Origin of the sequence: Streptomyces sp. NPDC006544, from assembly GCF_040611715.1 — a bacterium.
Classification (GTDB): Bacteria; Actinomycetota; Actinomycetes; order Streptomycetales; family Streptomycetaceae; genus Streptomyces.
The window spans coordinates 11,394-33,391 of record NZ_JBEXOV010000046.1; the positions used below are offsets into that span (position 1 = coordinate 11,394).

Genomic DNA, 21,998 nt, shown 5'->3' on the forward strand with positions numbered 1-21,998 from the left:
AGACGTGCGGCCTCGCCGCAGCCGTGCGCGAGGTGGTGGGCGCGGGGGCCGGCCGCGAGGTCCCGGCGGCCGGGAGCGCGCTCGTGGGGGAGGCGGGGGGAGGAGGGGACTCCGAAGCCGGTGACCCGGCCGGTGAGGGAGTGCCCGACGGATCGGCCGGCGTGGTCGTGGCGGCCGCCGCGGGCGCCTCGGGCGGTTTCCGCGCGGGCCCACCGCCCGAGCAGCCGCCCGCCAGCAGGCCGCCGGCCAACAGGGCCGCCACCACTCCGGAGATTCTGCCGCCGGCCCCCATGGCCCGCCCCCTTCGCACACGTGAACGATCAACCCGGCAGATCGTAGTCCAGCCAGCTCAGGGCCTCGGCCACCGAGGCCGCCGACGGATGGCCCTCGGGGACCGGGGGGCGGCGGACGACGAGGACCGGGATGCCGGCCTCGCGGGCGGCGGCGAGTTTGGGGGCGGTGGCGGAGCCGCCGCTGTCCTTGGTCACCAGGAGGTCGACGCGGTGCCTCGCGAGGAGGTCCCGCTCGTCGTCGAGGGTGAACGGGCCGCGAGCGAGCAGCACCTCGAGTTGCGGCGGGGCCGGAGCGTCCGGCGGGTCCACCGAACGCACCAGGAACCAGGGCTCGGTGAGGTGCGCGAAGCTGTGCAGGCCCATCCGTCCGGTGGTCAGGAAGACGCGGGAGCCCAGGGACGGCAGGAGGGCGGCCGCCTCGGCGAGGGAGTCCGCGAAATGCCAGTCGTCGCCGGGGCCGGGGGTCCACCCGGGCCGGCGCAGCGCCAGGAGCGGGACGCCCGAAAGGGCCGCCGCTCCGGCCGCGTTGAAGCTCATCCGCTCGGCGAACGGGTGCGTGGCGTCGACCAGGTGCGTGACCCCGTGGGCGGTGATCCAGGCCGCGAGCCCGGTGGGGCCGCCGAAGCCGCCGATCCGGGTCTCGCCGGGCGGCAGCACGGGGGCGGAGACCCGGCCGGCCAGTGAGGTGGTCACCCGGTACGGGGTCGCGGGACGGGCGGTCAGGGCCTCCGCGAGGCGGCGCGCCTCGGTGGTGCCGCCGAGGACCAGGACGTGCGGACGGCCGGGGCCGGGCCCCGGGCCGGGGCCCGGAGCGGCATCGCCGGCGGCGCCCGCCGCGGCGGCGGAACCGGGAACCGGACGGTCAGCAGGCATGCCGGTCGCGCTCGGCGGAGTACAGGTGACTGTCGCGGAACTGCTCGGCGCCCAGCGTGCGGCCCACCAGGATGACGGCCGTGCGGACCAGCCCGGCCTCCTTCACCTGCCCCGCGATGTCGGCCAGCGTGCCGCGCAGGATCAGCTCGTCGGGCCGGCTGGCCATCGCGACCACCGCCACCGGGCACTCGGCGCCGTAGTGCGGCAGCAGCTCGTCGACGATCCGGTCGACGTAGCGCGTGGCCAGGTGCAGCACCAGCAGGGCGCCGCTGCGGCCGAGGGTGGCGAGGTCCTCGCCGGGCGGCATCGGCGTGGCCTGCTGGGCGATCCGGGTCAGGATCACGGTCTGGCCGACGGTGGGGACGGTCAGCTCCCGCTTCAGCGCGGCGGCCGCCGCGGCGAAGGCCGGGACCCCCGGGACGACCTCGTAGGGGATGCCGGCCGCGTCGAGCCGCCGCATCTGCTCGGCGACGGCACTGAAGACCGACGGGTCGCCGGAGTGGAGCCGCGCCACGTCCTGGCCGGCCGCGTGCGCGCGCACGCATTCGGCGACGATCTCGTCCAGGTTCAGCTGCGCGGTGTCGACCAGGCGGGCGTCCGGCGGGCATTCGGCGAGCAGTTCGCGCGGGACCAGGCTGCCCGCGTACAGGCAGACGGGGGCCGCGGCCAGGGTCCGGGCGCCGCGCACCGTGATCAGGTCGGCGGCGCCGGGGCCCGCACCGATGAAGTACACGGTCATGTCGTCTGATCCACCATTTCGGGCTCTGTGGGATGGGGCTTGGTAACGGACCACTGGGTGACGGGCATCGCCTGGCGCCAGCCGGTGAAACCACCGACCGCGACGGCGTGCGCGACGGCCAGTTTCACCAGTTCGCCGCCGTGGCGCCGGTAGCGGTCGGTCAGGACCGCCTCCGACTCCAGGGTGACGGTGTTGACCACGAGGCGGCCGCCGGGGACCAGGGCCTCCCAGGCCGCGTCGAGCAGGCCCGGGGCGGTCAGGCCGCCGCCGATGAACACCGCGTCGGGGGCGGGCAGTCCGGCCAGCGCCCCGGGTGCGGCGCCGGTGACCACGCGCAGGCCGGGCACACCGAGCGCCGCCGCGTTGCGGGCGATCCGCGCGGCCCGCTCGAGCACGCGCTCCACGGTCACCGCGCGGCAGGAGGGGTGCGTGCGCATCCACTCGATGCCGATGGACCCGGAGCCGCCGCCGATGTCCCAGAGCAGTTCGCCGGGGGCGGGGGCGAGCGCGCAGAGGGTGGCGGCGCGGACGTGGCGCTTGGTGAGCTGGCCGTCGTGCTCGTAGGCGGCGTCGGGCAGGCCGGGGGTCGCGCCGAGGCGCGGAACCCCGTCGGCGGGGTCGCGGCGGCAGTCCACGGCGACCACGTTGAGGGGGTCGCCGGGCGGGTGCTCCCAGGTCCGGGCGAGGCCCTCGTACACGTCCTCGCGCTCGGAACCGAGCTGTTCGAAGACGCGCATCCGGCTGGGGCCGAAACCCCGCTCTCGAAGCAGAGCGGCGATCTCGTTCGCGGTCACTGCTCCGGCACTCAGCACCAGGACCCGCCGGCCCTCGTACAGCGCGGCGGCGAGCCGGGCCACGGGGCGGCCGACGACGGTGACCACCTCGGTGTCCTCCACGGGCCAGCCGAGGCGGGCGCAGGCGTAGGACACCGAAGAGGGGTGCGGCAGGACGTGCAGCGCGTCCGGACCGAGCTCCTCGGACAGCGCGCGGCCGATCCCGTAGAACATCGGATCGCCGCTGGCCAGTACCGCGATCCGGCGGCCCGCGTGCTCGGCCATCAGTTTCGGCACGGCCGGCCGCAGCGGGCTCGGCCAGGCCACCCGGGCGCCCGCGCACTCCGCGGGCAGCAGGTCGAGCTGCCGGGGACCGCCGATGAGTACGTCGGCACCGGCCAGCGCGGCCCGCGCGGGGGCGGCGAGCCCGTTCCAGCCGTCTGCGCCGAGGCCGACGACCGACACGGGGACGGGGAGCGGTGGCGGCGGCGGTGTGGAGCTCACTGCGCGGAACCTCGGGGGAGCGGGAAGCGGGTGGACCCGCAGCCTACTGGGCAGGAGCCGGCGCTCCGGGGCCAGGGTGGCCGGGGTGCCCGGCCGCCGGCCGGGGGGCCGGGAGTAGGGTGGCGACACGCCGTCGGATTCACCGAAGGCACCGCCGCCCGGGGGTCCCCGTGCGACGCCCGCGGTCCGTCGGCGACGTGCGCGGTCCGGACGTGGCGACGCCCGCGGTGCGTACGCGCCCCACACGATCCGAGGAGCTGCCATGCCGGGCTGGAAGGCCGCGCACATGCCCGGCCAGAGCGGCCGCACGGCCGTGGTCACCGGGGCCAACAGCGGGATCGGCTACGTCGCCGCCCGCGAGCTCGCACGGCACGGGGCCTCGGTCGTCCTGGCCTGCCGCAGCGCGGCCCGGGGGCACGCGGCCGAGGTGCGGCTGCGCGCCGAAGTGCCCGGCGCGCAGGTGCAGTTCCTGCCGCTGGACCTCGCCGACCTGGCGTCCGTGAGGGAGTTCGTGGCCGCGTACGGGCAGCGACGGGACGGCGACACCCTCGACCTCCTCGTCAACAACGCCGGGGTGATGGCCCTGCCCTACGGGCGGACCGCCGACGGGTTCGAGACCCAGTTCGGGGTCAACCACCTCGGCCACTTCGCCCTCACCGGGCTGCTCATGCCCCGCCTGCTCGCCGCCGCGCCCGGCGCCCGGATCGTCAACCTCTCCAGCGGCTTCCACGCCCTCGGGGACGTGGACCACACGGACCTGAACGGCGAGCGCTCCTACCGGCGCTGGATCGCCTACGGCCGCTCCAAGACCGCGAACCTGCTCTTCACGCACGAGCTCTCCCGGCGGCTCGCCGCCGCCGGGTCGGACATCGTCACGGCCGCCTCGCACCCCGGCTACGCCGCCACCAACCTGCACGTCGGCGCCGCTCCGCAGGCGGGCACCACCCTCACCTCGCGGATCGCGGTCGCCGCCAACACCCTCGGCAACGCCCTCGGCAACGGCGTCATCGCGCAGTCCGCCGCCTCCGGCGCGCTGCCCACCCTGTACGCGGCCACCGCGCCCGGGGTCCGGCCGGACGACTTCATCGGGCCGCGGCTCGGCTGGCGCGGCGCGCCCGCCCGCTCCTGGCGGGCGAGATGGACTCTGGACGACACGTCCGGCGAACGGCTCTGGGCCGCCTCGGAAAAGCTCACGGGAGTCCCGTACACGTCGCTGTCGCGCTGAATCCCCGAGGGCCGATTCGCTGCCCGCCGGTCACTTCCGGCCGTCGGGCCGCATCGCGCCGTACCCCCCGGGGGAGCCGTGCGCAGATCCGCGCCGCCGCGCCCGTGCCGTTCCCGACGCGGGCGCCCCGTGATGAGCCCGTCCGCCCCCGGTGCGCCCCGTTCGGGCCCTGACCGGGGTGCCCCGTTCGCAGCAGACTCGGCGGAATGGACGACGACGCTACGGACAACCACCCACATACCGACTCGGAACCCGGGGACCACGCGGTGGTCCTCGGGGCGGGAATGGCCGGACTGCTGGCCGCGCGGGTGCTGGCGCGGCGGTTCGCCCGCGTCACCGTGATCGAGCGGGACGAACTCGCGGACTCCGGGCCGGTGTTCCGGCCCGGAGTTCCGCAGTCGCGGCACGCGCACATCTTGTGGTCGCGGGGTGTGGAGCTGATCGAGCTGATGCTGCCGGGCATCACCGACAAGCTCGTGGACGCCGGGGCGAGCCTGCTGAACTCGCCCCGGGACTTCCTCTGGCTGAGCCCGGCCGACTGGTTCCACCCGCTGCCCGGGGCGAAGGTCCTCATCGCCGGCCGTGAGCTGCTCGACTGGACGGTACGCCGGGAAGTGCTGCGGGGCGGCCGCATCCGGATCCGGACCGGGACCGCGGCCGCCGGACTCGTGGCCGGTCCCGCCGGCCGCTCGGTGACCGGCGTGCGGCTGCGTGACGGCGGCACGCTGGCCGCCCGCCTGGTCGTCGACGCGACGGGGCGCACCTCCAAGGCCACGACCTGGCTGGAGGCCCTCGGCCTCCCGGCCCCGGAGGTCACCCGGTTCGACTCCCGTCTCGGCTACTCCAGCCGCTACTTCGAGATCCCGGACGATCCGGAGCGGCGCTGGCAGGGCTTGTACATCCAGAGCCGCCCCGATCTGCCGCGCGGCGGCGTACTGGTGCGGGAGGGGGACCGCTGGCTGGTGACGCTCCTGGGCAACGGCCCGCACGTCCCGCCCGTGAAGGACGAGGAGTTCCTCGCCTTCGCCCGAAGCCTGCGCAGCCCCGCCCTGTACGACGCCATCCGCGACGCGGCCCCGCTGTCCTCGGCCACGGCCTTCCGGAACACGGCCAACGAGTGGCGTCACTACGAGCGCCTGGAGCGCTGGCCGGACGGCTTCGTCGTGCTCGGCGACGCCGCCTGCCGGTTCAACCCCGTGTACGGGCACGGGATGACGGTCGCCGCGCTGGCCGCGGAGGCCCTCGCCAAGGAGGTGCGGACGCTCGACCCGGAGGGGATCGCCGCAGCCGCCGGCCGCATCCAGCGCCGTACCACGGCCGCGGCAGCCGTGCCCTGGCAGATCGCCACCAGTGAGGACATGCGGTACCCCTTCACGGAAGGGCCGCCGGCGGGCCGGGCCGCCCGGATCCTGCAGAGCTACATGTCGAGGGTGATGGCGGGCGCCAACTCCGACCCGGTGATCTCCGCCCGGTTCTTCGGAGTGCTGTCGCTGACCGCCCCGCCGGCCACGCTCCTCGGACCCGCCACCGTGATCCGGGTCCTGTCCAAGTGGCGGACGCCGACCGTCCCGGGCGCCGCCTCCTACCCGGCCCACCACGGGCCACCGGCGGGCGCCGGCGTCGCGGCGGCGGAGCCCGGACGGCCCGGGCGGACCGACGTGCCGGGGGCGCCGGAACATTGAGGTGGCCGGGGCGGGTGCGGCTGCACGGCTCTAGGATCTGCGCATGATCGCTGAGATGCAGTGCGTGGTGCTGGACTGCCCCGACCCGACCTCGCTCGCCGCGTTCTACCAGTCCGTGCTGGGCGGTGAGGTCAACCGTCCGGACCGGCGCTGGTCGACCGGCGCGCGCTGGGCGACCCTGCACGCCCCCACCGGCTTCGTGCTCGCCTTCCAGCGCGCCGAGGACCACCGGCCGCCCCGGTGGCCGGACCCGGAGCGCCCCCAGCAGCTCCACCTCGACTTCGCCGTCGCCGACCTGGACCGGGCGCACGGTCAGGTGCTGGCCGCCGGGGCGAGCCTGCTGGACGAGAGCCGGGCCGCCGAGGGCTGGCGGGTCTACACCGATCCGGCCGGTCACCCCTTCTGCCTGGTCTGCGACTGACGGTCCGGTGAACGGCCGACGGTCCGCGACCGCCGGGGGCACCGGGGAGGACGCGGGCCGGTACCCTTGTTGCGAACGACTTGCAACAAGGGTGAGAGGGGTGGCGGCGCCATGGGGTCTGCGGGGTCCGCGGTGGTGCTCGGCATCGAGTCCTCCTGCGACGAGACCGGCGCCGGGATCGTGCGGGACGGCCGGCTGCTCGCGCACGTCGTCGCCACCAGCATGGACGAGCACGCCCGCTTCGGCGGCGTCGTCCCCGAGATCGCGGCCCGCGCCCACCTGCAGTCCTTCAACCCGGTCGTGCGCCGGGCCCTCGACCAGGCGGGACTGCGCCCCGACCAGCTCGACGCGATCGCCGTCACGACCGGCCCGGGCCTCTCCGGCGCGCTCCAGGTCGGCCTGGCCGGTGCCAAGACCCTCGCCTACGCGCTCGGCCTGCCGCTCTACGGCGTCCACCACCTGGCCGGTCACGTGGCCGCCGACACCCTGGACCACGGGCCGCTGCCCGAACCCTGCATGGTCCTGGTCGTCTCCGGCGGCCACACCTCGCTGCTCCTCGTACGGGACCTCGTGCGCGAGCCGATCCTGCACCTCGGCGACACCCTCGACGACGCGGCGGGCGAGTGCTTCGACAAGGTCGCCCGTGTCCTCGGCCTGCCCTACCCGGGCGGGCCGGCCATCGACCGGGCCGCCCGCGGCGGCAACCCCGGAGCCGTCGTCTTCCCCCGCCCGCTGACCGGCGGGCCGCGCGCGCAGGACCGGTACGCCTACTCCTTCTCCTTCTCGGGGCTCAAGACCGCCGCCGCGCGCTGGGCCGAGAGCCACCGCCTGCGCGGCGAGGAGCCGCCGGTCGCCGACGGCGCGGCCTCGCTCCAGGAGGCGGTGGCCGACGTCCTGACCCGCAAGGCCGTCGCGGCCTGCGAGGAGTACGGGGTCAAGACGCTGGTGGTGGTCGGCGGCGTGGCCGCGAACTCCCGCGTGCGGGAACTCGCGGAGCGTCGCTGCGCCTCTGCCGGGATCCGGTTGCGGGTGCCCGCGATGACGCTGTGCACCGACAACGGGGCGATGATCGCCGCCGTCGGCGACCTCCTGGTGCGGGCGGGCGTGGAGCCGGCCCCGTACGAGCTGACCATCGACCCGTCCGCACCCCTGGAGTGCGCCTCCCTCAACCCGCGCGCTCAGCTGGGGGAGTTCACCGCGACGGGCTGACCTGCACCGTGGTCACCGCCCCACCGGCAGCCTCCTTCGCGACCGTGATCCGGGTCCCGGTGTCCGGCACCTTCACCCCGAGCTGCGGCAGCCGCGCGTCCCAGTAGGAACCGTGGCGGTCGTCGAAGACCGGTACTCCCGGCCGCGCCGGGATCACCACCGGGACGCCCGCCTTGTGCAGCACGACCCGGTCGCTCTTGCCGAGCGAGAAGGTGGCGTCGAAGGTCTGCGCCCGCGCGTTCAACAGGCTCCCGTCCGTGTGCGTCAGCGGCGCCGGACGGGCGTCGACGGGCAGCAGCAGACCGCCGCCCGGGTGCGCCTTGGTGGTGTTGTCGCTGAACGCCGTGTCCCAGAGCCAGATCAGGACGCCCTGCTGGTAGGGGAAGAACTCCACGGTGTCGCCCGTGAACCCGAAGTTGTACGGACCCGTCTTCAGCATGCTTCCGTAGCCGGTGTAGCGACGGTTCTCCACGAAGTAGGCGCGCGGGTGCTGCTCGCTTCCCGTACGCCCCTGCGCGTGCGACCACTTGACCGCCGTCCAGCCGTTGGTGCCGCTCTGCTCCGCGCCGTCGCGCAGCAGCTCCCGGCCGTCGCCGGCCGTGATGCGGATGTCGTCGAAGGAGACGCCCTTGCCGTGGGTGTTGCTGTCGGAGGTCACGCGCAGGCGCAACTGCACCGTCTTCCCGGCGAACCGCTCCAACGGAACCGACAGCCGCGCCCACCCCGCCGAGGTGCCGGTGATTCCCTTCGGGCCGGCCGGTGCGTCGTCCACCGTGCCGGGCAGGGCCGTCCACGCGGCTCCGCCGTCCGTGGAGGCCTCCACCGTCAGGTAGTCGAAGTCCTGCTCGATGTCGTACCAGACGCGGGCGTCGAGCCGGGCCCCGTCGCCGCTCGCGGCCGGGGCCGCGGTCCCCGTGAGGTCGACCGTCCGGGACAAGGTGTTGTCCATGAAGTCGCCGGTGCCGCTCCACCACTGACTGGCGCCCTCGTAGGGATCGGCGAGCTCGGTCGTGGTCACCGAGGGCGGCAGGTGCACCAGCAGGGCCTGCGGATCCTCGGTGTTGTAGCCCGACACCCCGAGCGTCGCACGGGTCGTGCGGCCCGCGTCCGCCTCCGTGTACTGGAGCCAGCCCAGCTGCAGTTTGCTCCACGGGTCGAGGTCGCCGGGGAACTCACCGGTCGTGTTGCGGCCCTTGCCCAGGTAGGAGGCCGCGGACATCAGTGACCAGAAGTTGACGCTGTTGTCCCCGTCCGAGCTGTACAGGTCCGGCAGTCCCAGGTCGTGCCCGAACTCGTGCGCGAAGAGGCCGGCGCCGCTGTTCTCCCCGCCCGTCAGGTAGTCGCCCGCCCACAGGCCGGTGTCGCCGACCGGGGTGCCGCCCGCCTTGTTGCCCGCGGGCCCCGTGCTTCCGGCCTGGTTCCAGTACGCGAACCAGCGGTGCGCCCACACGGCGTCCTTGCCCTGGGCTCCGCCGCCCCAGGTCTGGTCCTTGCCCGCGTGCACCACGACGAGGTGGTCGAGGTAGCCGTCCGGCTCGTCGAAGTTGCCGTCGTGGTCGGCGTCGTAGCGGTCCCACACGTCGTACTCGGCGAGCTGCGCCTTGATCTGCTCGGGCGTACGGCCCTTCGCGCGCTCGGAGTCGTACCAGGCGGTCGTCGCGTCCCGGATCATGTCCCAGTTGGTCCGGCACTGGCCGGGCTCGGAACAGTTGTCCGTGCCGTAACGGGCCTCGTTCCAGGGAAGTTTGACCCAGTCGGTCACCGTGCCGTCCATGTCGTAGCGACCGGAGGACTGGAGCCGGTAGTAGGCGCGCAGGGACGCGGACTGCGGGTCGGTGGAGAAGAACTGCTTCTGGTAGGAGGCCCGGTCGAAGTCCTTGCGCCACAGGGTGTGGTTGTCGTCCTTCGCCGGCTTGGCGATGGTGTTGTGCAGCGGGCCCGGGGCGCCGCCGAAGCGCGGTTTGCCCTCGAACTCGGTGGTGTTGTCCACCTGGTCGCCGAACTCGGCGAGGATCACGAAGACCTTGTCCTTGCGCTCCTGTGCCAGCTCGACGTACCGCTTGCCGACCTTGGCCTGGCGCGGGAGCGTCCCGTCGGCCTCGGCCCGCAGGCCGTCGGGCCCGCCGGCCGCGACTTCCTCGAGGGCCTGGCGGCGCAGGGCCTGCCGCTGGAGTTCCAGGGGAGCGGGCGGCGGGGCGGCGGCCTGTTCGGCTCGCGGCTGCCCGGCCGGGAGAGGGGGCGGGGGTGCGGCGGCGAAGGCGGGGCCGGTGAGCACCGGGGCGGCGAGCAGGGCGAGGGATATCGCCGCTCCTACCGCAGCGAGTCTGCGCAACGTGGCGGGCCTCTCTGGGAGTTCGGATCGAAGCGCGAGTAATATTTCACATGTGACAGGTGATTTATAGATGCGGTGCGGATCCCGCGGTGCGTCAGGACGACCGCCCGGATCGCGTCCCCCTGGATCCGGCGCCGGTTCCGGCGGTGCGTGCGGCGGTGCGTGCGGCAGTGGATCCACCTCGGCCGATTTCCGGGTGCGCACGGTCCTAACTCGTCGTTCCGAGGGCCCCGTTCACCGCGCGGCGCTATCGTGCCGGGCGGGGGACGACTGTGCGAGGGGGCGGAACCGCGATGCGATTTCTGTTTGTGCACGGCACGGGGGTGCGACAGGAGCGGCACGACACGCTCTTCGCACTGGTGCGGGGCCGGCTGACCGCCCGGTTCCCCGACGCGGCCGTGGACTCCTGCTTCTGGGGGGAGCGGTTCGGGGCCACCCTGAGCGCTCACGGCCGGTCCGTCCCCGGACTGAAGCCGCCCGGCGGAGCCCCGGGCCCCGGGGACGAGGAGGCCGCCGAATGGGGGCTGCTGCTCGCCGACCCGCTGTGCGAGCTGCGGGTCCTCGCCGAAGCCGGCTGGGACACCGGCGCGAACCGCGCGGACGGCGCGGACTCGGACGATCCCTTCGCGATGCCCGGGGTCCGGCCCGCCGGGGTCCGGGTACTGGAACTGCTGGCCGGCCTCGCGGACGAGCCGGGAGCCCCCGCGCCCGCGCCCGGGTCCGGGCCGAGCGCCCCCGGGGCCGATCCGCTCGGAGGAGGCGAGCAGGCCGCACTGCTGCGCGGCACCGGCCTCGCCGCCGGGTTCCCCGCCGCCCTTGAGCTCGTGGCCGGCTCCACCGAAGCCGCCCGCGCCGGCGCGCGCGCCACCGAGGAGCCGCAGGCCCGGGAACTGGCCACCGCCCTCGCCCGCGCGGTGACCGCCGCCGCGCTCGCCCGGGTCGGAGCCGAGGCCGACTGCACCGGCGCCGAACGCGACCGGCTCGTCCACCTGCTCACCGCCCGCCTCGGCGGCGACGCCCGGGTCCCCGGCGCCCGGGCCGCCGCGGTCCTCGGCCGGCTCGCGATGCGCGTCACCACCCAGCCGCTGCTCAACGCCTGGCGCGGCTCCCTGACCGTCGGAGCCACCCCGGCCCTCGGCGACATCCTCCGCTACCAGGCCCGCGGCGCCGGCCTCCGCACCTTCCTGCACGAGCGGATCACCGCCGAGGACGGGCCGACCGTGCTCATCGGCCACAGCCTCGGCGGCATCGCCCTCGTGGACCTCCTCGCGCTCGGCGCCGCCCGCGGCGAGCCCGTCCCCGGGGCCGCGCTGCTCGTCACGGTGGGCTCGCAGGCCCCCTTCCTCCACGAACTGGGCGCGCTCACCGGGATCGCGCCCGGCGCGAAGCTCCCGTACGCCTTCCCTCGCTGGCTCAACGTCTACGACCGCCAGGACGTGCTCGCGTACCTGGCCGAGCCCGTCTTCCCCGGCGACCCGCGCGTGAGCGACCACGAGATCGGCAGCCGCCAGCCGTTCCCGGCCTGCCACAGCGCCTACTGGAAACAGGACTCCCTCTACGCGCTCATCGAACAGGCGGTGTCCGAAGCGGAGATCGCGTGACCCCCCTCGACTTCCTCCCCCCGACCCTGGGGCCGCGGCGCACCTTCGCGCTCGTCGCCGGGGTCGAGAGCTACGCCGTCAGCCACCGCTGGAACCTGCACGGCCCGGCCCGCGACGCCCTCCGCTTCGCCCGCTGGCTGACCGGGCCCGCGATGGTGCCGCCCGGCCACGTAAGGCTGTTGCTGTCCCCGCTGGACGATCCGGACACCCTCGACTGGTCGGCCTCACCGGGGCTCGAAGCCCTGCGCACCACGCACCGGCCGGCCACCGAGGAGAACGTGAAGGCGGTCCTCCTCGACGAACTCCCCGCGTGTGACGGAGACCTGCTCTGGATCTTCTGGGCCGGGCACGGCTACATCGAGCCGCGCGGCGGTGAACTCATGCTGCCCTGCGCCGACGCCAGCCCCGGCCAGATCCGCCACCTCAACCTCGACTCCGCGCTGCGCTGGTGGCGCACCGACCTCGTCAAGCACCGCAGGTTCCCGCTCCAGGCGGCCCTGGTGGACGCCTGCCGGGTCGACGCGCCCCGCGACGCCCGGTGGAACTTCGGCACCAACGACTACGGCGGCGGCGCCACCGTGCCCGGGCGGAAGCAGTTCCGGCTCTTCGCCTCCCGGGAGGGCGAGGCCGCGCAGAACGACGCCGAGCGCGGCGCGGGCCGGTTCACCGAAGCGCTCCTCGACGAACTCGGCGAGAACTCGGTGCGCGAGGCCGTCGTCGGGCTCGCCGACACGGCCCGCTCCGTCCACCGCACCTTCCGGGAACTGCGCGAGCGCGGCGAGGGCTGGCAGCTCCCGCAGTTCGTCGTCGACCGCGACTGGGACGCCTGCTCGTTCCTCGACGACGACCTGACCGGAGCCGCCCTGCCGCGGGCGGCCCGCCTGGACCAGGCCGCCTGGGACGGACTCGGTGACCTCTTCGAGGGCCGAGAGCTGCCGCGCTGCGCCTACGAGGCCTACACGTGGGCGTTCAGGGCCACCGGCTGCGCGGCTCCCCTCCAGGGCGGCCTGCCCGGCGAGAGCCTGCTGGAAGTGGTCCAGGACCTCGACGAGCGCCACGGCGGTCCGGGCGGGATGCCGCTCGCGGTGCCCTTCGTACGGTTCCTCGGCGAGCGGGCCGCGGCGGCCGACGAGCGCTGGGCCGCCCGGCTGCGCGACTGGGTGCGTGAGACCCGGGAGCGCCTCGCCCTGCCCCCGCTGCGCCCGCCGCCCCCGTCGCAGCGCAGGACGGCCCTGCACGTGCGGCTGGAGTCCCCGCCGGGCGGTGAGGACGGCTTCCTGGCCCGGATGTGGCTGCGCCGGGACGCGACCGAGCACATCTGGGAGTCGGAGGGCGAGCCGGTCCGGCTGGACGCGATACGGGCCGAACTCGTACGCCAGCTGGGCAGCGTGGGGCGGGCGGCGGGCGATTCCTCCGGGCACGCCGAGGCGGGCCGGCCCTCGGGCGGGGTGGAGCTGATCGAGTTCCACGTGCCGTACGAACTGCTCGACCTGGACTTCGACCAGTGGCCGGTCCCGCGCGGCCCGCAGGGGCGGACCCGGGCCCTGGGGCTGGTCTACCAGGTGGTGGTGCGCTGCCCGCAGGAACGCGAGGACACCGCCGCGGAGTGGCGGGACAAGTGGCGCTGGCTGTGGTCCCAGGGCGGCCGGCACGCCGACGCGGTCCGGGTGGTGACCGACGCGGACGTGGACGACGGCCTCGGCATGGAGCTGGGGGCCGGGCGGGCACCCGCCTGCGTGCTGGCGCAGACGCCGGCCGGGGCGCGGACGGGAGCGGCGGTGGAAGCGGTGCTGGAGGGAGGGGTTCCCGTGGCGGTGTGGCGGCGCGCGGGCGGCCGGCGCGAGGATGCGGCGGCTCCGGGCGCGCAGGCCGGCCGGCTCGGCCCGCGCGATCCGCGCGACCCCCCCGGGCGGCCGGCCCGCCCGGGAGGCCGGGGCTCGGCCGTGCCTCCCGACCTCCTCGCGCTGCTCGCGCCGGCCGGGGAGGACGGCCGCCCCGACCCCGGCGCACTCGACGTGCTCGCGCTGCCGGAGCGCGTGCGGGAAGTGCGCCGGGCGGCCGCCCTGGCGGCCGCGGGCGCCCCGCCCGGCGAAGGTCAACGAGCGCCGGGGGAAGACCGGTTGGTTCTCTTGTGGGACGATCCCGACGACACGCTCACCCTCCGGTCCCTGGCTTGAATCGATGCCGATGCCCCTGCGGACGCCGGCGCCGGTTCCCGGCCCGGAGCCCGGCCCCGATCCCCACCCCCACGCCGGTCCCGACGGGGGCCCGGCGACCGACCGCGACGACCGACCGCGCTATTCGACGATGGAGGCAGAGGCAGTGGCGAAGGACTGGTGGCTGTACCACGGGACCGGCGAGGCCGCCGAGCGCCGGACCAGGCTGGAGACCGGACCGCCACCGCCCTGGCGCGATTTCACCGGCATCCCGGACCCGGGGTACACGCCCCCCGGCTGCGAGGGACCGGCCTGGGAGCGCACCTGGCGGCGGGGCGAGGGCTACGTACCCGACGACACGGAGAAGGACGTGGTCAACACGGCGCTGCACCTGCGCAGGCCGCTCCTCATCACGGGCAAACCGGGCGTCGGCAAGTCGACGCTCGCCTCCAGCATCGCCGCCGACCTGGGCCTGGGGCCCGTACTGCACTGGCCGATCACCAGCCGGACCGTCCTGCGCGACGGCCTGTACCTGTACGACGCGATCGGCCGGCTCCAGGAGGCGGGCCTCGAACAGCTGCGCACCGCGGGCTCCGCGCCCCCGGGGGCGGGGGTCCGGGACCTCCCGGACCCCGCCCGGACACCCGGTCCGGGCCCCGCCCCCGGCGGCCCGTCCATCGCCCGCTACCTGCGCCTCGGGCCGCTCGGCACGGCCCTCCTGCCCCAGGACCGCCCACGGGTCCTGCTCGTCGACGAGATCGACAAGAGCGACATCGACCTCCCCGGCGACCTCCTCACCGTCTTCGAGGACGGCGGCTTCGACATCCCCGAACTCGCCCGGCTCGCGAAGGAGGAGCCGGCCGTGGCCATCGGCACCGACGACGATCCGGACGCCGCCGTCCGGATCACCCAGGGCCGCGTCCAGTGCCGGCACTTCCCCGTCGTCGTCCTCACCAGCAACGGCGAACGCGATTTCCCGCCCGCCTTCCTGCGCCGCTGCGTCCGCCTCCACATGGAGCCGCCCGGCCTCGACAAACTCGCCCGCATCGTGCGCGGGCGGCTCGGCGTGGACATCGAACAGGGCGACGACGAATACCGCGAGCTGGTCAAGAGCTTCCTCGACCGCGCCGACGACGGGGACCTCGCCACCGACCAGCTCCTCAACGCCATCCAGCTCCGCCTGGTCGGAGCATGGTCCGCCCCCGACGACCGGGACCGCTTCCTCGCCACCGTCATGCACCACCTCACCGGGCCCTCCGCGTGATCGACAAGCTCCTCGCGGCCTTCGCCGAAGGCGCCGAGGAGGGCGGCCCGCGCACCGGGGTGGGGGCGGAGGAGATCGCCGACATCCTGTGGCTCGCGACCCGCGTGGACGCGCTGGCGGACCCCCCGGCCGCCGCCGGCCCGCCACCGGAGGCGCCGCAACCGCCCCAGGGCGCCGCACCGGACCGGGCCGCGCCGGAGTTGCCCGGCATCGCCCGCGAGCCGGGGGAGCCGGGAGTGGAGTTCTTCCCGGCGCCGGGACCCGGGTCCACCGGGCCGACCGGCCCGGCCGCCGGCCCTCCGGACCCGGAGGGCAAGGCCGGGGGAGCCGCCCCCGCGCCGCCGCGGCGCCGGGGAACGCCCCTGCGCCTGCCGCGCGCCGCCTCCCTCGACGACCCGCTCGCCCTGATGCGCTCCCTGCGCCCCGTCGGCCGCCGCAACATCGGCGGCCCGGGGGAGGAACTGGACGAGCAGCTCACCGTGGAGCGCAGCATCGAGCGGATGGTGCTCACGCCCGTGCTGCGGCCCGCCGAGAGCCGCTGGCTGGACGTCGCCCTGGTCGTCGACGGGCACCACTCGATGCTGCTCTGGTCCGACCTGGTGGAGGAGGTCCGCGGGGTCCTGGCCCGCAGCGGGGTCTTCCGCGACGTACGGACCTGGCAGCTCACCGGCACCGGCACCGGCGGCACCCCCATGGTCACGCGCGGCTGCGGCACCCCGCCCCGCAACCCCCTGGAGCTGGCCGACCCGGCGGGCCGCCGGCTGATCCTCGTCCTCTCCGACACGGTCGCGGGCGGCTGGCGCGAAGCGCCCCTGCGCGGCGTGCTCCGGCAGTGGTCGGCGCACAACGCCGTGGCCGTGCTCAACGTCCTGCCCGAGCGGCTCTGGTCGCGCGGCGCCGTCCGGCCGGTACCCTTCGCCGTCCGCGCGGAACGGCCCGCGGCGGCCACCCGGTCCTGGCAGCGGGTCCCGGTGGTCCGGCGGGCGCGCGGCGGGGGAGCCGTGATCCCGGTGGTCGGCATCGCCTCGGGCAGCCTGGCCCGGCTGGTGCGCGTGGTGTCGGGCGACGGGCGCTGGCGGCGCCTGGCCTGCCTGCGGCTCGACGCGGAGCCCGCGCACGAGACGGCGTACGGGGCGGCGTACGAGATCCCCGGACCGCAGGGCCCCTTCCCGGACCCCCTCGACGCGGTGGAACGCTTCCGCGCCAACGCCTCCCCGACCGCCCAGCGCCTCGCCGCACACCTGGCCGCCGTACCCCTCACGCTGCCCGTGATGACCCTCGTGCGCCGCTCCCTGCTGCGGGACTCCGAGCACAGCCACCTCGCGGAGGTGGCGCTCGGCGGTCTGTTCGCTCCCTGGGGCGCCGAACAGCTGTCGGACCAGGTGGAGTTCCATTTCCTACCCGGCGTACGGGAGGCGCTGCTCGGCGCGCAGCTGCGCGGGGACGTGGCCGCCGTACGGGAGCTGGTGCGCCGCCGGGTCTGGGAGTACATGTCCCGGCACCGCGGCACCGGGCGGGACTTCACGGCGATCAGGGTCGCGGACGGCACGGAGGGCCGCCGCGAGCTGGCCGACGGGGCCATGCCGTTCGCGACGGCCGGGCGCCCGGACCCGGGGCTCGGCGAGCAGGTGGTGCGGGTCCGCTTCGAGCCGATGCGCGAACCGCAGGCGGTCGGCGTACTGCTGTCGCCCCGGATGGTCCTCACGGTCGGGGACGGGATCGGGCGCAATGCCGTCGGCTGGGTCAGGTCCGGATACCGCGAAGTGCCCTGCCGTTCCGTGTGGTGGGACGAGGCCGTGCCCAGGGTGTTCCTGCTGCTGGCCGACGAGGACCTGGTGGATCCGGGTCCGTGGCTGCCGGCGCAGTGGGCCGAGGCGACGGGCAAGCGCGTGCGGCTGCGGGTGGACGGTTCGACCGACGAGGGCGAGCGGATCGCGCTGACCGGCGAGGTCCTCCCGTACGAGGGCGAGCGCAACGGCGAGCTCGTCCGGCTCTCCGCCGAGACGGAGACCTGGACCCACTACGTCGGCGCTCCGGTCTCGCGCGAGGGACGGCTGGCGGGCATCGTGCACACCGTCCTGCCCGACCGGATCGTGTTCCTGTCCGGGCAGGCACTGATCGAACAGCCGGGATTCCGCGAGGTGATGACGGACCACGTGCGCTCGCGGGCCGAGGACTCCGGCATCTGCCTGGCGATCCGGCCCGAGATCGCCGCGGGGCCGATCGGCCGGACGCTGCTGCCCGAGCTCGCCGGGCTCGTCGCGGGGGCGACGACGGACATCGGGCTGCCCGGGGCGGCGTCCTCCACGGACGACGGCGCCGTCCTGCTCGTCACGGTGTCGGCGCCGGGCGCCCTGGGCAAGGCCGGCCGGCTCCTGGCCGAACTCCCCGGGGTGGTGGCGCGGTTGCGCGGCGGCTCCGGCGACTGGGACTTCGGTCTCGCGGTGGCTCTGGCCAGGGGGGAGTTCACGGTCGGGGACCGGGCGGTGCGCGGGCCCGCGGTGGACGAGGCCCGGCGGCTGGCCCGCCACGGGGCGGTCGCGGAGCGGCTCAGGCGGCCGGACGCGCTGGGCGCCGTCCTCACGGTGCAGGGCGAGTCGCTGCGCGGAACCGGCGGGCTGGGACACCTGGCCGTCGAGGCGCTGGAGCCGGAGCCGGAGCCGGAGTACGAGCCGGTCGAGGAGTCCGGTCCGCAGTCCGGTCCGCAGTCGAGTCCGCAGTCCGCTCCGGATCCGGAGCCGGGGGCCGGACCGGCGGGCTGGATCTGCCTCGACGGCCCCACCGAGGTGGCGCGGGCGCTGGTGGACGCCGAGTTGCGCAACGACGAGCCGGCCGTCGACTGGCCGCAGTGCGGCTACGGGGCCACGGCGGCCGATCCGGCCGGCTGCATCGGGATCCGGCTGCCGGGCCGGCACGGCTGCCTGGCGCACGTGAGCGCGGCCGAGCAGAACGAGTACGTCAGGGGGCTGAGGCCGGGTTCCGAGGTGGACCTGCGCGGCACCACCTTCGCGAACCGTCTCCTCGCCCGCGTGCTGGGCAAGCTGCGCGACCCGCTGACCGAGCACGTCCGGATGGGGGCCGCGGTGTTCGACCGCGCGCGCTTCACCGACGGATGGAGCACGGTGGGGGCCGAGTTCGAGGGCCGCGTCTCCTTCGACCGGGCCGTCTTCGACACCCCGGCACGCTTCGAGACCTCCCGCTTCAAGGGAACGGCCTCGTTCGGCCGGACCGTGTTCCGGCACGGCTGCGCCTTCGACGGGAGCACCTTCGACCGCGGAGTGTGCTTCAGCAGGGTGGACTTCGGCGGGACCGCGGGGTTCACGGACACCCTGTTCGTCCGCGACCTCGACATGGCCCGGGCCGAGCTGTGGCAGCGGACCCTCATGAGCCGGATGCGGGTCCGGGGGGCGGCGAACTTCGCGAGCACCGTGTTCCACGGCCGGAGCACGTGGAGCCGGACCGCCTTCCTCGGGCCGGCCTCGTTCGCGTCCACCGTGTGGGGGGACGCCTTGCTCTTCGACGGGGCCCGCTTCGAGGACCGGGCCTCCTTCGACGACGCGACCTTCGACTCCCCGGCCGTGTTCACGGCCACCGTCTTCGCGGACGGGGCGACCTTCGACCGCGTCGACTTCGCCGAGTCCGCCGAGTTCACGGACGTGTCCTTCGCCGACCCCGCCCGGCTCCCCGAGGCGTGGCGGGCCCTGCTGGCCTCGCAGACGGGCTCCGTCACCTTCAGGACCCCGCCCGCGAACCCCGCCGGGTGAGTTCTACGCGGCTCCGGGAGCCGCGCCGTCCCCGCGCAGCAGGAAGAAGAGGCTGGGCCCGAAGTTGATCGCGGCCAACGGGCTCTGGATCCGCTGCTCGACGGCCAGCAGGCGGTCCTCGCCCAGCCTCTGCTTCAGCGTGCCGCTGCGCAGGTTGGACACGGACAGCTTCTCCTCGACCCGCAGCCCGGCCTCCGCGAACTGCCGTACGACGGTGTCCGGATGGTGGTTCACGAACGGGATGCCGCCTTCGGCCGCCTTCGCCGCGGAGCGGATGTCCACCGGCCGGCGCGGGATGCCGCGCAGTCGCTTGGCGTAGCGCAGCTTGTTCAGCATGTGCGCGGAGTTGGCCACCTCGATCAGGGCCCGGCCGCCGGGCTTCATCACGCGCGCTGTCTCGCGCAGCGTGGGGCCGGGGTCGGGCAGGTGGTGCATGACGCGGATCATGGAGACGAGGTCGACCGTCCCGTCGTCCAGGGGGATGGTCCCGGGGTGCATGTGGTGCGCCGTGACGCCGGCGTGGCCGGCGAGGAGCCGGTGTGCGATGCCGACGTGCTTGGAGCTCGGGTCGAACATCATGACCCGGTCCGCGTACTCCTTGAGGACCGGACTCAGCCGGCCGAAGCCGCCGCCCACTTCACAGACGAGTCCGTAGCGGGCGCCGTCCCGCCCGATCAGCCGCTTCACCGCGGCGATCTCCGCCGCGTGTTCGTAGTCGCGCCCCTCCCAGTAGCCGACGTAGTCCTCCGACTCGTCGTCGTACTGGTCCCCCCGCGCCGCGCCGCCGTCCATGCTGTCCGCCCCCCGGATCGACATCTGGGGGCATCATCCCGGCGGAGCCCGGTGGAGGGAACGGCTCGGGTGCGTGGTGCCTGCACGGGCTCCCGGGCTCCCGGGCTCCCGGGTCCGGGGCTGGTCGGCCCCGGACCCGGGAGCGCGGCACCCGGCACCCGGCACTCGGTCACCGTGGGCGCGTGGAGGCGCGTCCCGCGTGCCCGCGTGCCCGCGTGCGTGTGCCGCCGGGCTCAGGCGGTGGGCGGTACCCCGCGCGGACGCCCGGCGCCCCGGGTCAGGCGGTGGCCGCCGATCCCCGCGACGGCGGCGAGCACGCCGCCGGCCGCCGTCCAGAGCCACCGGTCGGACCACCAGCCGCCGGACCAGCCGTCGGCCGGCTCGATGCCGGACGCCGTGCCGGAACCGGGCACGAGCGGCGCCGCGAGGGCGTTGCCGACCGCGTACGCGCCGCCGGCCTCCTTCGCCGCCGCCCGCAGCCGGGCCCGCACCGGCTGGCCGAGGTCCTCCGGCGCGAGGTCGGTGACCGTGAGCCGGACGTAATAGGCGCCCGGCAGCGGGTCGTTGCCCCACGGGTCTCCGCCCGAGCGGACCGGGCGCAGCGTGCAGGACAGTTCCACCGTGGCGGCGTCCTTGGCCGCCGTACCGGTCTGCTTGCCGTACATGCAGGGCTGGCGGCGTCGCAGACCGTCGTAGACGTCGAGCTGCCACGTGGAGGAGGCGTGCCGGCCGGCCGCGGCGGGCAGGGTCACCGAGGCCTCGACCGTGGCGCGCTGCCCGGTGTCCAGGGGGAGTACCCAGTACAGGTAGTCACCGGTGGAGGCGCCGGCGGTGGCCTCCTGGCCCAGCCGGACCGGCGTGGCCGTACGGAATGCCGTGCCGGCCTCGGTCGGCGCCGCCGGGCCGGCGCCCTGGCTGCCGCTCGGGCTCGGCGACGGCGAGGCCGCGACACCGAGCAGCGCACCGCCCACCAGCAGTCCTGCGCCCAAGAGGCGCCACCCACGCCCACGTCTCATTGCCACAACACCCATCAGTTGGTCCTCCAGACCGCGATGCGCCAGCGGGAGATCCAGCCCCACACCAGGCCGGCGAGGAAGCCGGTAAGCACGAGCACACCGAGCAGCCACCAGCCGCGCCCGAGACCGAAGGCGGCCACGTCGCCCGCCCCGTCCGGACCGTCCACCACGTCGACGGTCAGCTCGACCGGCATGCCGGGGGTGGTCTTGACCGAGGCGGGAGCCGAGAAGGAGTTGCTGACCTGCAGACACACGATCTCCGCCGGCTGCTCGTCGTCCCCGTCGCGCGCCTTGGGGTAGCGCAGCCCGGAGGAGATCAGGTCGGTGCGACCGTCACCCGCCTCCTGGCCGCGTACGATCTCCCGCCCGCTCGCCGTCGTGGCGCGCAGCAGGACCCCGTAGTCGTCGTTGACGGCCCGGTCGGCCCCGATGCTCACCGAGGCGCGCAGTTCCTGGCCGGGCTTGACGGCCACCCGGTACCAGCGGTGCTCCCCGAAGCTCTCGCGGTCGGTGTAGAGGCCCGGCTTCAGCTCCGGGGCGCCCTGGCACTGCCCGGCCCCTTCGGTGGCCACCGGATTGACCACGGGCGTGGCCGCCCGGTCGACCAACTGCTTTACCCTGCCGGAAAGTTCGGCGGTGTGCTGCACCGAGGTGTACGTGCCGCCCGTGGCCTCGGCGATGCAGATCAACTGGTTGCGGGTCTTCGCGTCGGGAACCAGCCCGAGCGTGTCGATGACCAGGTGGATCCCCTTGGCCGCGATGTCCCGCGCCACTTCGCACGGGTCGAGCGGGGCGCAGGTGTCCTCGCCGTCGGTGATGAGCACGATCCGCCGGGTGGCGTCACCGCCCTTGAGGTCGTCGGCGGCCCCGAGCAGGGCCGGTCCGATGGGGGTCCAGCCGGTGGGGGCGAGCGTCGCCACCGCGGTCTTGGCCTCGGTCCGGTTCAACGGACCCACCGGGTAGAGCTGCTTGGTGTCCTTGCAGCCCTGGTTCTTGTCGTCGCCGGGGTAGTTGGCGCCGAGGGTCCGTATGCCGAGCATGACATCGTCGGGCACGGCGTCCAGTACCTCGTTGAACGCCTGTTTCGCGGCGGACATCCGAGATTGCCCGTCGATGTCCTGGGCGCGCATCGAGCCGCTGACGTCCAGTACCAACTCGACCTTGGGCGCTTCCTTCGCCACCGGCTCACCGGCGGCGGCACCTGCCGGGAACAACCCGGCAGCCAGGGTGACAAGCAGACCGCACGCGCCGGCCGCCACCCATCTTCTAGTGATCATCGCCGGATCGTATTGAGATTCCCCCCACCCGCCAAACCGCCCGCCTCACGGTCCCTCGGCCATAGCGGAGCGTGACG

General features: G+C 75.0%; 15 protein-coding genes. 8 read left to right on the top strand and 7 right to left on the bottom strand.

Features of this window, described 5'->3' with window-relative positions:
• Nucleotides 1-320 precede the first annotated feature (320 nt).
• From ABZY44_RS21385 to cbiE, 3 genes are read right to left on the bottom strand one after another with little or no spacing between them, the layout of a single operon-like run.
• The gene (locus ABZY44_RS21385; RefSeq protein ID WP_356656091.1) at nt 321-1,166 is read right to left on the bottom strand and encodes a cobalt-precorrin-6A reductase; all 846 of its coding nucleotides are present in this window, start codon (nt 1,164-1,166) and stop codon (nt 321-323) included.
• Nucleotides 1,156-1,905: a precorrin-4 C(11)-methyltransferase gene (cobM, locus tag ABZY44_RS21390; protein WP_356656093.1), complete on the bottom strand. Its 750-nt coding sequence runs from the start codon at nt 1,903-1,905 to the stop codon at nt 1,156-1,158. The genes ABZY44_RS21385 and cobM overlap by 11 nt, the downstream gene beginning before the upstream one ends.
• Nucleotides 1,902-3,182, bottom strand: a complete 1,281-nt coding sequence (gene cbiE, locus ABZY44_RS21395; protein WP_356656095.1) for a precorrin-6y C5,15-methyltransferase (decarboxylating) subunit CbiE — start codon at nt 3,180-3,182, stop codon at nt 1,902-1,904. The genes cobM and cbiE overlap by 4 nt, the downstream gene beginning before the upstream one ends.
• Before the next feature lie 262 nt (nt 3,183-3,444).
• On the opposite strand from cbiE, the gene ABZY44_RS21400 reads away from it, so the two are divergent.
• The 4 genes from ABZY44_RS21400 to tsaD all read left to right on the top strand — a co-directional run bounded on the left by ABZY44_RS21400 (nt 3,445) and on the right by tsaD (nt 7,719).
• Complete coding sequence (locus ABZY44_RS21400; protein WP_356656097.1) at nt 3,445-4,407, top strand: oxidoreductase; 963 nt, start codon at nt 3,445-3,447, stop codon at nt 4,405-4,407.
• Nucleotides 4,408-4,613: 206 nt separating this feature from the next.
• A complete protein-coding gene (locus ABZY44_RS21405; RefSeq protein WP_356656099.1) occupies nt 4,614-6,089 on the top strand; it encodes an FAD-dependent monooxygenase in 1,476 nt (491 codons plus the stop codon).
• A gap of 43 nt (nt 6,090-6,132) precedes the next feature.
• Nucleotides 6,133-6,510 (top strand): VOC family protein, encoded by a 378-nt coding sequence (locus ABZY44_RS21410; RefSeq protein WP_356656101.1) that lies wholly within the window; start codon nt 6,133-6,135, stop codon nt 6,508-6,510.
• Between the two features lie 111 nt (nt 6,511-6,621).
• Nucleotides 6,622-7,719, top strand: coding sequence for a tRNA (adenosine(37)-N6)-threonylcarbamoyltransferase complex transferase subunit TsaD (gene tsaD, locus ABZY44_RS21415; RefSeq protein WP_356656103.1), 1,098 nt, complete (start codon nt 6,622-6,624; stop codon nt 7,717-7,719).
• Here the strand turns inward: tsaD and ABZY44_RS21420 are convergent.
• Nucleotides 7,703-10,051, bottom strand: coding sequence for an immune inhibitor A domain-containing protein (locus ABZY44_RS21420; protein ID WP_356656105.1), 2,349 nt, complete (start codon nt 10,049-10,051; stop codon nt 7,703-7,705). The two genes, tsaD and ABZY44_RS21420, sit on opposite strands and share 17 nt — an antisense overlap.
• 293 nt (nt 10,052-10,344) lie before the next feature.
• Here ABZY44_RS21420 and ABZY44_RS21425 point away from each other — a divergent pair, with 293 nt between their 5' ends.
• The 4 genes from ABZY44_RS21425 to ABZY44_RS21440 all read left to right on the top strand — a co-directional run bounded on the left by ABZY44_RS21425 (nt 10,345) and on the right by ABZY44_RS21440 (nt 18,836).
• Nucleotides 10,345-11,652 (top strand): hypothetical protein, encoded by a 1,308-nt coding sequence (locus ABZY44_RS21425; protein WP_356656107.1) that lies wholly within the window; start codon nt 10,345-10,347, stop codon nt 11,650-11,652.
• Entirely contained in the window at nt 11,649-13,829 is a 2,181-nt protein-coding gene (locus ABZY44_RS21430) for a hypothetical protein (RefSeq protein ID WP_356656109.1), read from the top strand. The genes ABZY44_RS21425 and ABZY44_RS21430 overlap by 4 nt, the downstream gene beginning before the upstream one ends.
• 130 nt (nt 13,830-13,959) lie before the next feature.
• Entirely contained in the window at nt 13,960-15,072 is a 1,113-nt protein-coding gene (locus ABZY44_RS21435) for a MoxR family ATPase (protein ID WP_356656111.1), read from the top strand.
• Nucleotides 15,069-18,836, top strand: coding sequence for an SAV_2336 N-terminal domain-related protein (locus ABZY44_RS21440; RefSeq protein ID WP_356656113.1), 3,768 nt, complete (start codon nt 15,069-15,071; stop codon nt 18,834-18,836). Before ABZY44_RS21435 ends, ABZY44_RS21440 begins: the two co-directional genes overlap by 4 nt.
• Before the next feature lie 3 nt (nt 18,837-18,839).
• Here ABZY44_RS21440 and ABZY44_RS21445 read toward each other — a convergent pair whose 3' ends face one another.
• The 3 genes from ABZY44_RS21445 to ABZY44_RS21455 form a co-directional block, all read right to left on the bottom strand.
• Nucleotides 18,840-19,652, bottom strand: coding sequence for a class I SAM-dependent methyltransferase (locus tag ABZY44_RS21445; RefSeq protein ID WP_356656115.1), 813 nt, complete (start codon nt 19,650-19,652; stop codon nt 18,840-18,842).
• 209 nt (nt 19,653-19,861) lie between these two features.
• Nucleotides 19,862-20,659: a hypothetical protein gene (locus ABZY44_RS21450; protein ID WP_356656117.1), complete on the bottom strand. Its 798-nt coding sequence runs from the start codon at nt 20,657-20,659 to the stop codon at nt 19,862-19,864.
• Nucleotides 20,659-21,921, bottom strand: a complete 1,263-nt coding sequence (locus tag ABZY44_RS21455) for a VWA domain-containing protein (RefSeq protein WP_356656119.1) — start codon at nt 21,919-21,921, stop codon at nt 20,659-20,661. The genes ABZY44_RS21450 and ABZY44_RS21455 overlap by 1 nt, the downstream gene beginning before the upstream one ends.
• Nucleotides 21,922-21,998: the final 77 nt, after the last annotated feature.

What these genes read in the sequence shown, in the direction of transcription:
- ABZY44_RS21435 (WP_356656111.1), top strand. Translation starts at nt 13,960, where the DNA reads ATGGAGGCAGAGGCAGTGGCGAAGGACTGGTGGCTGTACCACGGGACC.
- ABZY44_RS21400 (WP_356656097.1), top strand. Translation starts at nt 3,445, where the DNA reads ATGCCGGGCTGGAAGGCCGCGCACATGCCCGGCCAGAGCGGCCGCACG.
- tsaD (WP_356656103.1), top strand. Translation starts at nt 6,622, where the DNA reads ATGGGGTCTGCGGGGTCCGCGGTGGTGCTCGGCATCGAGTCCTCCTGC.
- ABZY44_RS21445 (WP_356656115.1), bottom strand. Translation starts at nt 19,652, where the DNA reads ATGTCGATCCGGGGGGCGGACAGCATGGACGGCGGCGCGGCGCGGGGG.
- ABZY44_RS21455 (WP_356656119.1), bottom strand. Translation starts at nt 21,921, where the DNA reads ATGATCACTAGAAGATGGGTGGCGGCCGGCGCGTGCGGTCTGCTTGTC.
- ABZY44_RS21385 (WP_356656091.1), bottom strand. Translation starts at nt 1,166, where the DNA reads ATGCCTGCTGACCGTCCGGTTCCCGGTTCCGCCGCCGCGGCGGGCGCC.
- ABZY44_RS21410 (WP_356656101.1), top strand. Translation starts at nt 6,133, where the DNA reads ATGATCGCTGAGATGCAGTGCGTGGTGCTGGACTGCCCCGACCCGACC.
- ABZY44_RS21405 (WP_356656099.1), top strand. Translation starts at nt 4,614, where the DNA reads ATGGACGACGACGCTACGGACAACCACCCACATACCGACTCGGAACCC.
- ABZY44_RS21450 (WP_356656117.1), bottom strand. Translation starts at nt 20,659, where the DNA reads ATGGGTGTTGTGGCAATGAGACGTGGGCGTGGGTGGCGCCTCTTGGGC.
- cobM (WP_356656093.1), bottom strand. Translation starts at nt 1,905, where the DNA reads ATGACCGTGTACTTCATCGGTGCGGGCCCCGGCGCCGCCGACCTGATC.
- ABZY44_RS21425 (WP_356656107.1), top strand. Translation starts at nt 10,345, where the DNA reads ATGCGATTTCTGTTTGTGCACGGCACGGGGGTGCGACAGGAGCGGCAC.